Raw genomic sequence first — 12,916 nt, 5'->3', positions numbered from 1 at the left:
CCTCACCCGACGAAAGACTTATCCATGCCTGTCCGCCCGATATGTGTTGCCGCCGCCCTGCTTGCATCGTGTGCGACGGGTACGGCCGCGGTTGCCGCCGATGCGACGGCATACCGCGCCGCCATCGATGCACAGATCGACCGGCAAACGCCCGATCTGGATGCGTTGTATATCGATCTGCACACCCATCCGGAGCTGGGCTTTCAGGAACAGCGCACCGCCGCGCTGCTGGCGGCGCGGATGCGCAAACTGGGCTTTACGGTGACCGAACAGGTCGGGAAAACCGGGATTGTCGCGGTCTATCACAACGGCAACGGCCCGGTGGTCATGGTGCGCACAGAACTGGATGCGCTGCCGGTGGAGGAAAAGACCGGCCTGGCCTATGCCAGCCGCGCCACCGCCACGGGGGAGGATGGCCGGCAGACGTTCGTCGCGCAGGCCTGCGGGCACGATACGCATATGGCGGCGTGGATCGGCACCGCCACCACGTTGATCGTGCTGAAGGACCGCTGGCACGGCACGCTGGTGTTCGTCGGGCAACCGGCCGAAGAAATGGTGTCGGGCGCCGCGGCCATGCTGAATGACGGGCTGTTCACACGCTTTCCCCGCCCCGATTTCGGCTTTGCCGCGCATGTTCAGGCGGGCCTCGCCGGGACGGTATCGGTCAAGCAGGGCCCCGCCACATCTGCCGTCGACACCATCCAGATCCGCTTCAACGGCGTCGGCGCGCACGGATCGATGCCCGACAAAGGCATCGATCCGATTGTCGAGGCGGCGCATTTTGTGACCGATGTGCAAAGCGTGATCGCGCGCGAAAAAGACCCGTGGAAATTCGGCGTGGTCACGGTCGGGTCGTTTCATGCCGGCACGGTGTCGAACATCATCCCCGACCATGCCGACCTGCAACTGACCTTGCGATCGTATGACGCCGATGTGCGCAAGATCATCAACGACGGCGTCGAACGCACCGCGCGCGCCGCGGCCGAAACCGCGCGTGCCCCCGCGCCCGACATCCGCCACACCTTTACCGCCAGCCCGGTGGTCAACGATCCCGCGCTGGCGGCAACCACCGCCGCCACGCTTAAGGCGGCCCTGGGCAATGACAAAGTCACGCTGGTGCCCGAAACCGCCCCCGGCTGGACCGCCAGCGAGGATTATTCCGAACTGGTGCGCGCTGGCATGCCGCATTCGGTGTATTTCGGGCTTGGCGGTTTTGCCCAGGCAACCATCGACCGCGCACAGGCCGATGGCAAAGCACTGCCGGTCAATCATTCACCGCTGTTCGCCCCCGATCACGCGCCGGTTATCCGCACCGGGATCGAAGTGCTGACGCTGGCGGTGCTGGGCGTGACCGGGAATTGAGCCGGGCGCGGCACGCTGATTATCATCCGGCATAGGGATCATATTGATCATCGGGATACCACGTCCCGGCAAACAGCCCGGCCTGATGCGCCAGCGAGCAGCGCTGGACATGGTCGGCGTCGACAAAGCCATGGTGGACGCCCGGCTGTCCCCAATCGCCGCCCCAGATCAACCCGTGCGCTTTGGCCAGCGCGCGCAGAAAGGTGAAATCGCCCTTCCACGACGGCGCGCCGCCGACCGATTTGACGATGTCACACGCCAGGCCATAGTGATGGACACCGACGTTTTTCAGCTTTGATGCGCCCTGGTTGAATAACATCAGCTGCCGTTCGCGGCTGCGGAAGGTTTCAAAAACCATCAGTTCGATGCCGTGGTGGCCCGCATCGGCAATGATCGCCGTCACCGCCGCGCGGGTCACCGGTTCCAGCAGGGCCAGATCAGCCACCGCAGCGGTACTGTGGAATTTCGGGCTTTTGGCGATGACGTCGGTGTAAAAGCTCATGACATGGCCTTTCGTGAGGTGCTTCAGAAAATCAGCCGGCGGGAAAAGGTGCGATTTTGCCGGTCAGCAGCGGAGCGATGCCATTGGCCAGCGCGGCATTGTCGATGACAAAGAACATGCCGCCGCGTCCGTTCTGACTGCTGTCGCATCTGGAACTGGCGGTCCCGCCCAATTGCCCCTGCTGGTTCAGGTCACCGAAAATGGCATAACGGTGCTGGCTGCCGGGCAACGACACGCCGATCTTGGCATGGTTCGGCCCACCGGTGAACGTGACCGGCACGGTGTTCCAGGTACCCGCCAGCGCAACATCCACCTCACCCGGGGGGGTTGGCAGCGACGCGTCCCAGCAATGCACATCCGCAGCGTTGCGGGTCGATGTGATCGTCGGGTATGCCCACCAGGTCGCGGTCAGCAGCGGCTCACCACCCAGCACCGACGACACAAATTGCCAGGGCGGCACATGCAATTCCGATGGTTTGGCAATCAGCCGCACGCCCGACGACAACTGCGCATCCAGATAGGTCTTTTCCTTTGAAATCCGGCCAAGCGAAACCACCAGAGTGTCGATATCATCGGCCGGTCGCGTCCCGTCTGCCCCGCTCTGCACGATCTGCGCATTGGCAACATCGGTCGATACGCTGGCCATCGCCAACGCGTGCAACACCACTTTGACATCGTCACGGTTGAGCCGCAGCGCAAAGAAATCCTGGGCGTTTTCAATATTGTTGTCGGTCACACAGCCCAGCGTATTGCCATCCTTGCGCGGATGGCTGGCGCTGCCGGCGCCGGGCCATGACGGCGTGGTGACCTGCAGGACCATGCCGACGCCCGCGTCATTCCACGCCAGAATCCCTTTGGAATGGCCCCACGGGCTGCCGCATTGTTGTCCGTCGCAATGGGCTGCTTTGCGTGCCGGATCACCATAGAACTGGTCGTTCCACGTCACGAACCGATATTTGCCGTTGTAGATCTGCGCAAACGTCGCACCCAGCGGATCGGCCGGGCTGCTGCCGATCAGGCCGGGCCCATCGGTCAGCACCGGATTGATGCTGCTGGCGACGGCATATTTCTGGCTGTAACTGCCATGCTGCACCGTCCCGCCGAACGCACATCCCCGTCCCGGATCGGCATCATTGCCGGGAAACGAACTTGAATTGAATTTGTAGGCGACCCACCAGTCGACCGGATGGTTGGTGGCCAGCAGCGGGACCGGCGCCGGGGAACCGGCTACGGCGGGTGCAGTGGCGGCCGACGGGGCCGGATTCACGCCCGGCACCAGCGGGTTTCCGGTGATCAGCGATATGGCGCCAAGCGCAACCAGCGGCAATGCGGCCGGCAGCAGCGCCGTGCTGCGCGACCGGGGCGCCGGGCTGGGCGATTGTTGCAAAGACCGGTTTTGGGGTTCGTCCGCCATCAGACCTGCTCTGATCCGGTCTGCGGCGCGGGTTTCCCGGTCCCGGTATGTGGCACCGCTTTATAGGCCAGATAGGTCCCGTGGCTCAGCGCCAGCAGCCCGACAAACGACGTGTCGAGCAATGGCAGACTGTGGATCGCCAATGTCGTCGTTCTGGAAAAGGCCGTATAGATGTAGGCGGTGTAACACCCCAGCAGCAGCGCGGTGATCAGAACCTGCTGAATTTTGCCCAGATCCGGATAACCGACATTGCCAACCTCTTCGCCGGTCACCAGATCGGCCCATGACGCTTCGCTTGCCAGGGCCTTCATGGCGACTTTGCCATTGGCCGGGACGTCAGTACCATCGGTGCGGTTCATTTTTATCGCAGCCTGATCGACCGCCTGGGTCGAAGGGGTTTCGCCCGCCTTCAGGCTTAACAATGCGGGAGAGGCCACCAGCGACGTTGCCGATATCCCCATCGCCAGCAACAGATCGCCCGGGATCGTCACCGCCAGCGCGGTAACATAACCCGTGCCATTGTCCGGCGCGACCATGTTGAATGCCGCCGCCGTCGCCAGTGCCGCCAGCACGACCACGGTCCAGGCCCCGGCCTGCAATTTCGACAGGCTGATGCGGTTGCGATTGTCGATAAACGCGCCGATCGGGCGTCCATTGACCAGCGCGCCGATCACGGCCAGCTCGACGGCCACAATCACCATCACGCCCACAAACGTCACGCCGCGATACCCGACACCCCATTGCGGGGCAAAGGTCAGCAGCCCGATTGTTGCCAGGATCGGCAATCCGGCCCAGCCCCATGACTTTGCAACTGCCACACCCAATACCCCCGGATCGACAGACCACCCTATTCATACGTGCGAACACCATCCACGAACAATGTTCGTGAAGTGATCTGAAACACCAATCATACCAGATTTGGCGTTAATGACAAAAATTATAACACCGCCGTTTTTTGTCAACGATTCTCCGGCTCTGTCGGAATTTGTTTGGTGACTGACATGATAACTATTCGGATAATCATTTCAAAACGGATAAGAAATTCCACAATTGCTTGGTTTTATTTAATTTTAATTTCGGAAATATCCCGTTCCCGCCAAAACATGACTGAATCATGATGAATGCTAACACAGATAGGCATATTCATTACCCATCCATTGTCGGCAATTGGCGCGCCAACCGGGTTGCCACTGGCATGGTACAGACCGCCCCCGGCACAATCATGGTTAAACCATCGCCGGTCCAACCTCCGCAGAGATGCGCTGCGGCGCGTTAAGCCGGTTGCGACCCGCCTGCGCGCACAAGGTGCCCTGCCGGCCCACCGCTGGGCAGACAGGGAACGGCGCGATGAAAGGCATTATTTTCAATCTGCTGGAAGAGGTGCTGACCGCAGAACACGGTCCGCACGCCTTGGCCCGATCTGGTCGACGCGGCGGGCGTCGGCGGCGTCTATACCTCGCTCGGGTCCTATCCCGATGCCGATGTGCTGGCGCTGGTCGATACCGCCGCTGCCGCCACCGGGCAATCCGCCAGCCAGGTGCTGCGCTGGTTCGGCCGCCAGGGCCTGCCCGTGCTGGTGGAACGGTTTCCGCAATTTGTGGCCGGGCACAACCATGCGCGCGGGTTCATCAGCAGCCTGAACACCATCATCCACCCCGAAGTGCGAAAATTGTACACCGGTGCGGTCTGCCCGCATTTCCATTTCAACGACGGGCCCGATGGCGCGTTGCTGATGGGGTACCAATCACCGCGCCGGATGTGCGCACTGGCCGAAGGGATGATCACCGGGGCGTCGGACCTGTTTGACGAAACGGTGCATATCGAACATCTGGCTTGCATGCTGGACGGGCAACCGCTGTGCCGGTTGGCCGTGCGGTGGCCGGCATGAAGGCGATCCGCATCGCGATCCCGGAAACCACGGGCGCCGCCGATAGTGGCCTGGCCGATCACGGCCGGATCGCGCAACTGGAACGCCAGCTGGTGCGTGAACGCAAGGCCCGCCACGCTGCAGAGGCAATCGCCGAAAACGGGCTGCGCGCGCTGTATGAAAGCAAACAGTACCTTGCGCTGCTGCAACGCATTACCGAACGCGCCAACAAGGCCGACACCCTGACAGAGGCGCTGTCGTTCGCGCTCGGCGAAATCTGCGCGGAAATGGGGTGGGATTTCGGCAACGCCTATCAGGTACGATCCATGGCAGAGGCGGTGCCGTGTAACTGCTGGCATGTCGCCAACCCCGATCATCTGATGCCGTTTGTCGAGGCATCGCACCATATCAGCTTTGCCCGCGGCATAGGCCTGCCGGGCCGGGTGCTGGCGGATTCGCGCGCGCACTGGATCACCGATGTGCGCCAGGATGATAATTTTCTGCGCCGCGACGTCGCGATCGCCTGCCGGGTGGTGGCTGCTTGCGCGTTTCCGGTCATGACCGGCAGCGAAGTGGTCGCAATCTATGAATTCTTTTCGCGCCGGTCGATCGATGCCAGTGACGCGGTGCTGGAAACCATTGCCCAGATCGGCATCCAGCTGGGCCGCGTGGCCGAACGCGAACTGGCGCGCGAAGCGCTGCTGCGCGACGCGTTGCATGATCCGCTGACCACCTTGCCCAACCGCGTGCTGTTGCACGAACGCGCCAGCAGCGCGTTTGCCCGGTTGCCCGCCAGCGCGCGCGGGCTGGCCGTGCTGGTGATCGATCTGGACGGGTTCAAGGCGGTCAACGACAAATTGGGGCACCACGCCGGCGATTGCCTGCTGGTCGCGACCGCCGCGCGGTTGCGCGATGCGATCGACGAATGCGTCGGCGGGGAAAGCGTGATGCGCGGGCCCACGCGCGGCGGTGATGGTGGCGCAGTTGCCAGCCAGCGTACGCGCGCGACATTGGCGCGCACCGGGGGCGATGAATTTGTCGTGCTGCTGGAAAACGTACGCGACAAACGCCTGCCGAAAACCATCGCCACCGCTCTGCATGCCGAAATGGCGCTGCCATTCCTGATCGGCCGCGATGAAGTGACCGTGGGCGCATCGATCGGCATTGCCCACAGCAACCCGTCATATCGCGATTATGACGAAGTGCAGCGCGATGCCGATCTGGCGATGTACGAGGCCAAGGCATCGGGACGCGGCAAGACCGTGACCTTTAACAACGCGCTGGGCGCGGCAGTACGCATGCGCATGTCGCTGGAACGCGATTTGCGAGAGGCGATCAACCACAATCAGTTTGTCCTGCACTATCAGGCGATTATCGATCTTGCCTCAGGCCGGATCGAAGGTTTTGAGGCGCTGGTACGGTGGAACCGGCCCGATCAGGGCCTGGTCGCGCCGGGTGATTTCATCCCCACGGCCGAGGAAACCGGGCTGATCGTGTTCATCGGCGATTGGGTGCTGCGTGAGGCATGCCGGGCGATCGCGCGGTTGCACACGCTGATCGCGAATGGCGCCACACCGCTCGCCGATCTGCCGTTCGTCGCGGTCAACATCGCGCCGCAGCAGTTTCTTCAGCCCGATTTCGTCACCTATCTGCGCGGGGTGATCATGGAAACCGGGGTCCCGCCATCGGGCCTGAAGCTGGAAGTGACCGAGGGCGTCGCCGTGCTCGATGCCGATCGCACGCGCAGGGTGCTGGAACAGTGCCGCGATATCGGCATCCGCGTCGGGCTGGATGATTTCGGCACCGGCTATTCGTCGCTGTCCTATCTCCATTCGCTGCCGTTCGACACGATCAAGATCGATCGCGCGTTTGTCGCCGCGATGGATCAGCCCAAAAGCCGCAAGATCGTGCGCACGATCCTCGATCTGGCGGGCAATCTCGATCTGATGGTGGTGGCCGAAGGGATCGAAACCGCCGACCAGCAGGCCGCACTGACCGCGATGGGCTGCGGCATGGGGCAGGGTTTTCTGTTGAGCACGCCGCTGGATGAAACGGCGGCATTCATGCTGGTCAGCGCCGCAGCGGCGGCCAGCTGATCACCACAGGTCGCCTGCCGCATCTTTCAACACTTGCGCGGAATGGCGCAGCGCGGCGGTTTCATCGGCAGTCAGATCGGGCATGAGCGTGGCGATCACCCCGCCTGCACCAATCACGCGCGGCAGGCTTAACGTGACATCAGCCATGCCCGCCACCAGCGCGGTATGCGCCGACACCGTCAGCACCGCGCGCTGGTCATCGCGCACGGCCTGCACAATCCGCGCGAGGCCCGCGCCGATGCCGTACCAGGTCGCGCCTTTGCCGGCCATGATACGCGCGCCGGCCCAGCGCACACCGTCATCGATCCGCGCGCGATCCCCATCGGTCAATGGCCGCCCCAGCTTGGCCGCGGCACTGCCCACCGGCTCCCCGCCGACATGCGCCAGCGACCACGCCAGCACCTCGCTATCGCCATGTTCGCCCAGCACAAAGGCATGCACCGATTGCGGCGCAATGCCGAAATGATCGGCCAGCAAGGTGCGAAACCGCGCAGTATCCAGAATGGTGCCCGACCCGATCACGCGTTCGGGCGGCAGCCCCGACACCCGCCGCGCGATCCCGGTCATCACATCGACCGGGTTTGACGCAACAACCAGCAGCGCCTGTGGCGCCGCGGCCAGCACCCGGCCCACCACATCGGCAAACACATCGGCATTGCGCGCCAGCAGGCTCAGCCGGCTTTCGCCCGGCACTTGCGCCACCCCCGCCGCCAGGATCACCACATCGGCGCCGGCCAGCAGGGCATAATCGCCCGCGCTGACCCGGCACGTGCCCACAAACGGCACGGCATGGGCAATATCCTCCGCCTGGGCGATGGCCAGTTCGGGCTTGTGATCAACCAGCACCACTTCCGACGCCGCGCCCAGCAGGGCAATGGCATAACCCGCCGCCGAACCGACCATGCCGACCCCGACAATTCCAACTTTCACGGCCCGACTTTCCTGTATCGCCACGCAGCGTTACGGCGCGTGCGTCAGGCCGTCCCTACCAGACACGCGCGCCAATGCTGCCCTGCGGAATATACGCGCGTCAGCATTCCACGACATTGACAGCAAGGCCGCCTTGCGAGGTTTCCTTGTACTTGTCGCGCATGTCATAGCCGGTCTGGCGCATGGTTTCGATCACCTTGTCCAGGCTGACCATATGCGTGCCATCGCCCAGCAGCGCCAGGCGCGATGCATCGATGGCCTTGACCGCGCCCATCGCGTTGCGTTCGATGCACGGGATCTGCACCAGTCCGCCGACCGGATCGCAGGTCAGCCCCAGATTGTGTTCCATCGCGATTTCGGCAGCGTTTTCAATCTGGCCATTGTTGCCACCCAGCGCAGCCGTAAGCCCCCCGGCGGCCATCGAACAGGCCACGCCGACTTCGCCCTGGCAGCCGACCTCGGCACCCGAAATCGATGCATTGCGTTTGTACAGCGCGCCGATTGCCGCCGCGGTCAGCAGGAACGTGTGGCGCCCTTCGCGGGTGCCGCGATAACAGCGGTCGTAATAGCGCAGCACCGCCGGGATGATCCCCGCCGCGCCATTGGTCGGCGCGGTCACCACTTTGCCCCCGGCGGCGTTTTCCTCGTTCACCGCCATCGCCCACAGGTTGATCCAGTCGAGCACCACCAGCGGATCACCCAGCGCCGATTGCTGCCGCAACGCCAGTTCGCGCGTCAGCACCGCGGCGCGGCGCGGCACTTTCAGCCCGCCCGGCAACACGCCTTCATTGCGGCAACCGCGATCGATGCATGCCGCCATGGTGTCGGCAATCAGGTCCAGCCCCGCTTCAATCTCGGCCAACGGGCGGCGCGCACATTCGTTGGCCAGCATGATTTCGGCAAAGCTGATGGCATCGCGGGTGCCGATCGCCAGCAGCGCATCGGCACTGGCGAAATCATGGGGCACGGCCGGGCCAGTATCGCCTGCGCGTTCGTTGCCCAGCGCCTCATCCTCATCCAGCACAAACCCGCCGCCGATCGAATAATAATGCCGCTGGTCAAGCACCGTGCCACCCGCATCGCGCGCGGTGATCACCATGGCGTTGCTGTGAAACGGTTTGCGTTCGCGTTGCCAGAAATGAATGTCGCGGGCCGGGACAAATTCGATTGGCTGCGCGCCCATCAGCAACAGCCGCCCGGCCTGGTGCACTTGCGCGACAATCACCGGCACCTGTTCAGGATCGACCAGCGCGGGCACTTCGCCCGACAGCCCCAGGATTACCGCGCTGTCGGTGGCGTGGCCCTTGCCGGTCAGCGCCAGCGAGCCATACAGCGCAACATCGACATGCGCGACCTGTGCCAGCACGCCATGGTCGTGCAATCGCTGGCCAAACCGCCGCGCCGCCACCATCGGGCCGACCGTATGCGAACTCGACGGGCCGATGCCAATCTTGAACAGATCAAAAACACCCGAAATCATGGCTGCGCGATCCTTTGTCGGGTGTTGCTCAATTGCGTTGCGGGATTGCCACGATCAGCGGCGCATGCCCCCAAAGCGCCAGCACGCGCACCAGATCGGCCCCACCCAGGCCGATCGTGGCGGTGTTGCGCAAGGGGTGCACATGCACCGCCACGGCCTGTGCCAGCGTTTCATCCAGCACCACCCGTACCGTGCCGGGGGCTGCATTGATCGCGGCCAGCGGCGTAACCGCACCGGGCGACACCCCCAGCAGCGCCGCCATATCCTCTGCCTTGCCAAAGCTGAGCTTTTTGGCGCCGATCGGTGCCGCCAGCGCCTTCAGATCGACACGCGTGGCGTGATCGACGGTGACCAGGAAATAGCCACCCGCGCTGTCCTTCAGAAACAGGTTTTTGGTGTGCGCGCCGGGCATGGCGGCGTGGATCACTTCGCTTTCCTCGACCGTAAACACCGCCACGTGTTCCAGCGCGGTCCATACGATACCCAGCGCGGCCAGATCGGCATAGAGGCGCTGTTCGCTATCGACATATTCGCTCATCACCGGTCATCCCTCGTTCGCGCCGACCGCCTTTGTAAGCATGCTAGCCTATTGCAGGGCGCCGTGCGCGGGAATTCCCCTTGGCATCAAATAAGAATGAATGATACATAGGTTAAGGGAGCATAATTGAGGGGTCACCATGCTGCGCTTGCCGGCGGAATTCGATCTTCACGCGCTAGAAGTGTTCGTGGTCACTGTCGAACTGGGCGGGATGACCGCCAGCGCCACGCAATTGCGCATTACCCAGTCGGCGGTGTCGCAGACGATCACCCGGCTGGAGGCCGGGATCGGCACCCCGCTGTTTGATCGATCGCTGCGCCCGCTGGGGCTGACCCCGGCCGGGCGCGCGCTGTATGAACGCGCGCGCCGCCTGTTGACCACCGCGCGTTCGGTGATCGACGAAGTGCGCGAAGGCGCCAACCTGCCGGTGGACCAGATGACCATCGCCATGTCGGAAACCTTTGCCACGCTGCTGACCGCGCCGTTGCTGCACCGGTTCGGCATGCGGGTCGGGCGCTGGCGCATCCGGTCGGGCATATCGCTGGTGCAGCAGCAGGATTTTCTCAACCGCCGCGTCGACATGCTGGTGACCGGCAGCAACACGCTGGAAAAACACCCGGGCATCGAACACCACGATGTGATGGACGACCCGTTCGTGCTGATTTTCCCGCGCGATTACACCGGCAGCGCCGAACCGGCCGAGGCCGCCACCCGCCTGCCATTCGTGCGCTATTCACTCGACCACGGCATGGGGCAACGCATCGAAAGCCAGCTGACGCGGATGAAACTGCGCCCCGCCAATGTGGTAGAGGTTGATATCATCCATCAGCAACTGACCTCGGTCGCGCTGGGCATCGGGTGGAGCGTGACCTCTGCCCTGTGCCTGGCGGCGATGCCTGCGCTGGTCGATCAGCTGCGCATCGAACCCCTGCCCCGCGCCCGTTTTTCGCGCCGGGTGCAAGTGGTGGCGCGGATCGGCGAACTGGGCAACCTGGCCGAACAAACCGCACAGATGGCGCGTGAAGTGATGACCGTAACCCACCTGACCCCGCTGATCCAGAAACTGCCGTGGATCGAAGAACTCGTGCGATAAAACCCAAATTCTGCTTGGTCCGCATGCCCGCAGCTGTGAAAATCTTGTGCGGAATACTCGATATTCATTGATGACATTTCGGTAATAATTTATTTATCCAATTTGGTGAAAATTTTTTTAACTGCCCGCCACCAAGTCTTGCCAACCTGAATCGAATATGAAAAGCCTCTGCATTATCGAAATTCGGAACCGTTAACGGGACCGGTTTCACAGGGGGGTATGGTTTGATGCGTTACGTTACTCTTGCGTTGTTGCTTTCGTCTGCCGGTGCTGCCGCAACCGCCGCTGGTACTGCCTTTGCCGAACCGCCGGCCGCAACCGCTACCCCGACCACCACAGCCGCCCCGACCACCACAGCCACCCCGGTCGCGGCGCCCGCGCCAGCCATGGATGCCCCGGCCCCGCAAACCCGTCAGATCGTGCTTGCCGCCCATTCTGACATTCCGGTCACGCCGGACACCAGCATCAGCAGCAAGACGGCCAAGCAGGGCGACACCTTCACGCTGAAAACGGTCAACGACGTGCTGCAGGATGGCCTGGTTGTGATTCCGGCCGGGACGCCGGGCACTGGCACGGTCACCGCGATCAAAAAGCCGGGCTCGTTCGGCAAGTCGGGCAAGATGGAAATCGCGTTCACCTCGCTCGATCTCATGGGCCAGTCCATACCCCTGTCCGGCAAGTTTCAGCAGCAGGGACAGGGCAATGGCGGGGCCACCGCCGGGGCGATCGTCGCCGCTGGCCTGGTCGGCGGTTTCCTTGTTTCGGGGCATTCCGCAGTGATCGAACATGGTGTGGCACTGCACGCGCAAACCGCCGCGGACCAGACCATCACACTGCAACTGGCGACTGCGCAGCCGGCGGGCACCATGGCCGCGGCCCACTGATCGCGCGGGGATAAAGACATGCGATCAACGCTGAATGCCCGTGCGGGCGCGGCCGGTCTTGCGCTCGCGCTGGCCGGTTGCGCCGCGGCAACGACCGCCCCGTCGATCGTGCAACCGTTGGCAATCGACCGCACAGCCGCGATTCACATCACGGACGTGACGGTCGACAACCTCAACGGCATCTGGATCAAAGAAGAACAGCGGTTCGAAATCCGCAACAAGATCCAGGCGGAACTGCAGAAACAGGCGCTGGCCGCTGCCCCGGTGGTCGCGGGAACCCCGGTTCCGCCGCAGACCTTTGCCATGAAAGTCATGCTGACACGGTTTGACGAAGGCAATGCCATGGCCCGGCTCGCGCTGATCGGCCTGGGGCAGGTCCATATCGAAGGCACGGTGACGCTGGCCGACGCTGCGGGCCATCCGGCGGGGCAATACAAAATCAAGAAAACCTTTGCCGCCGGCGGCATCGTCGGTGCGGTAACCAGCACGGGCAGCGTCGAAGACGGCTTTGCCAAATCGGTCGTCGCGGGCCTGACGCAAAAGCCGGGGTCCGGCGCCGACAAGGCAGAGACGCCAAAACCCTGATCGATACCTTGCGCTGCGCATGGCGGCTGTGGTCGGTTCGGACAAAAGACGGCCCGCCAGTCTGGTGAGACTGGCGGGCCGCAAGGGTGGAACGGTTCGGGGGGGGTAACCTAGAGCCAGATGACGTTAGGTTGCACCGCCGGGATTGCGTCAGGAAGCTTCTCG

General features: G+C 63.3%; 12 protein-coding genes. 6 read left to right on the top strand and 6 right to left on the bottom strand.

The features are described from left to right. Nucleotides 1–24 precede the first annotated feature (24 nt). The gene (locus ABWP89_RS15125) at nt 25–1,362 is read left to right on the top strand and encodes an amidohydrolase (RefSeq protein ID WP_353230314.1); all 1,338 of its coding nucleotides are present in this window, start codon (nt 25–27) and stop codon (nt 1,360–1,362) included. Nucleotides 1,363–1,384: 22 nt separating this feature from the next. Here ABWP89_RS15125 and ABWP89_RS15120 read toward each other — a convergent pair whose 3' ends face one another. From ABWP89_RS15120 to ABWP89_RS15110, 3 genes are read right to left on the bottom strand one after another with little or no spacing between them, the layout of a single operon-like run. Further along, the gene (locus ABWP89_RS15120) at nt 1,385–1,864 is read right to left on the bottom strand and encodes a M15 family metallopeptidase (RefSeq protein WP_353230313.1); all 480 of its coding nucleotides are present in this window, start codon (nt 1,862–1,864) and stop codon (nt 1,385–1,387) included. 31 nt (nt 1,865–1,895) lie between these two features. Then, nucleotides 1,896–3,278 carry a deoxyribonuclease II family protein gene (locus tag ABWP89_RS15115; RefSeq protein ID WP_353230311.1) on the bottom strand — a complete coding sequence of 461 codons (1,383 nt, stop codon included), beginning with the start codon at nt 3,276–3,278 and terminating at the stop codon, nt 1,896–1,898. After that, on the bottom strand, nt 3,278–4,096 hold the full coding sequence (locus ABWP89_RS15110; protein WP_353230310.1) for a hypothetical protein: 819 nt from the start codon (nt 4,094–4,096) through the stop codon (nt 3,278–3,280). Before ABWP89_RS15110 ends, ABWP89_RS15115 begins: the two co-directional genes overlap by 1 nt. A 602-nt stretch (nt 4,097–4,698) precedes the next feature. On the opposite strand from ABWP89_RS15110, the gene ABWP89_RS15105 reads away from it, so the two are divergent. Then, nucleotides 4,699–5,166: a heme NO-binding domain-containing protein gene (locus ABWP89_RS15105; protein ID WP_353230343.1), complete on the top strand. Its 468-nt coding sequence runs from the start codon at nt 4,699–4,701 to the stop codon at nt 5,164–5,166. Next, a complete protein-coding gene (locus ABWP89_RS15100) occupies nt 5,136–7,241 on the top strand; it encodes a putative bifunctional diguanylate cyclase/phosphodiesterase (RefSeq protein WP_353230309.1) in 2,106 nt (701 codons plus the stop codon). The genes ABWP89_RS15105 and ABWP89_RS15100 overlap by 31 nt, the downstream gene beginning before the upstream one ends. Here the strand turns inward: ABWP89_RS15100 and ABWP89_RS15095 are convergent, their stop codons facing one another. The 3 genes from ABWP89_RS15095 to ABWP89_RS15085 form a co-directional block, all read right to left on the bottom strand. Beyond that, entirely contained in the window at nt 7,242–8,171 is a 930-nt protein-coding gene (locus tag ABWP89_RS15095) for an L-lactate dehydrogenase (RefSeq protein WP_353230308.1), read from the bottom strand. It abuts the gene before it with no gap. A 100-nt stretch (nt 8,172–8,271) separates the two neighbouring features. Continuing rightward, nucleotides 8,272–9,651, bottom strand: coding sequence for an L-serine ammonia-lyase (locus tag ABWP89_RS15090; protein ID WP_353230307.1), 1,380 nt, complete (start codon nt 9,649–9,651; stop codon nt 8,272–8,274). A gap of 28 nt (nt 9,652–9,679) precedes the next feature. Then, nucleotides 9,680–10,189, bottom strand: coding sequence for a prolyl-tRNA synthetase associated domain-containing protein (locus tag ABWP89_RS15085; protein WP_353230306.1), 510 nt, complete (start codon nt 10,187–10,189; stop codon nt 9,680–9,682). A gap of 139 nt (nt 10,190–10,328) precedes the next feature. Between ABWP89_RS15085 and ABWP89_RS15080 the strand changes: the two genes are divergently transcribed. The 3 genes from ABWP89_RS15080 to ABWP89_RS15070 all read left to right on the top strand — a co-directional run bounded on the left by ABWP89_RS15080 (nt 10,329) and on the right by ABWP89_RS15070 (nt 12,751). Further along, nucleotides 10,329–11,282, top strand: a complete 954-nt coding sequence (locus ABWP89_RS15080) for a LysR family transcriptional regulator (RefSeq protein WP_353230305.1) — start codon at nt 10,329–10,331, stop codon at nt 11,280–11,282. Nucleotides 11,283–11,509: 227 nt separating this feature from the next. Beyond that, nucleotides 11,510–12,166, top strand: coding sequence for a hypothetical protein (locus ABWP89_RS15075; protein ID WP_353230304.1), 657 nt, complete (start codon nt 11,510–11,512; stop codon nt 12,164–12,166). Between the two features lie 18 nt (nt 12,167–12,184). Further along, nucleotides 12,185–12,751, top strand: a complete 567-nt coding sequence (locus ABWP89_RS15070) for a DUF4410 domain-containing protein (RefSeq protein ID WP_353230303.1) — start codon at nt 12,185–12,187, stop codon at nt 12,749–12,751. The last annotated feature ends 165 nt before the right edge of the window (nt 12,752–12,916 follow it).

The sequence above is a fragment of the Novosphingobium sp. genome (genome assembly GCF_040398825.1).
Lineage (GTDB): Bacteria > Pseudomonadota > Alphaproteobacteria > Sphingomonadales > Sphingomonadaceae > Novosphingobium.
The sequence above is the reverse complement of the archived record's forward strand: the minus strand, read 5'-3'. Positions and strand labels throughout refer to the sequence as shown.

What these genes read in the sequence shown, in the direction of transcription:
- ABWP89_RS15125 (WP_353230314.1), top strand. Translation starts at nt 25, where the DNA reads ATGCCTGTCCGCCCGATATGTGTTGCCGCCGCCCTGCTTGCATCGTGT.
- ABWP89_RS15120 (WP_353230313.1), bottom strand. Translation starts at nt 1,864, where the DNA reads ATGAGCTTTTACACCGACGTCATCGCCAAAAGCCCGAAATTCCACAGT.
- ABWP89_RS15115 (WP_353230311.1), bottom strand. Translation starts at nt 3,278, where the DNA reads ATGGCGGACGAACCCCAAAACCGGTCTTTGCAACAATCGCCCAGCCCG.
- ABWP89_RS15090 (WP_353230307.1), bottom strand. Translation starts at nt 9,651, where the DNA reads ATGATTTCGGGTGTTTTTGATCTGTTCAAGATTGGCATCGGCCCGTCG.
- ABWP89_RS15085 (WP_353230306.1), bottom strand. Translation starts at nt 10,189, where the DNA reads ATGAGCGAATATGTCGATAGCGAACAGCGCCTCTATGCCGATCTGGCC.
- ABWP89_RS15080 (WP_353230305.1), top strand. Translation starts at nt 10,329, where the DNA reads ATGCTGCGCTTGCCGGCGGAATTCGATCTTCACGCGCTAGAAGTGTTC.
- ABWP89_RS15075 (WP_353230304.1), top strand. Translation starts at nt 11,510, where the DNA reads ATGCGTTACGTTACTCTTGCGTTGTTGCTTTCGTCTGCCGGTGCTGCC.
- ABWP89_RS15070 (WP_353230303.1), top strand. Translation starts at nt 12,185, where the DNA reads ATGCGATCAACGCTGAATGCCCGTGCGGGCGCGGCCGGTCTTGCGCTC.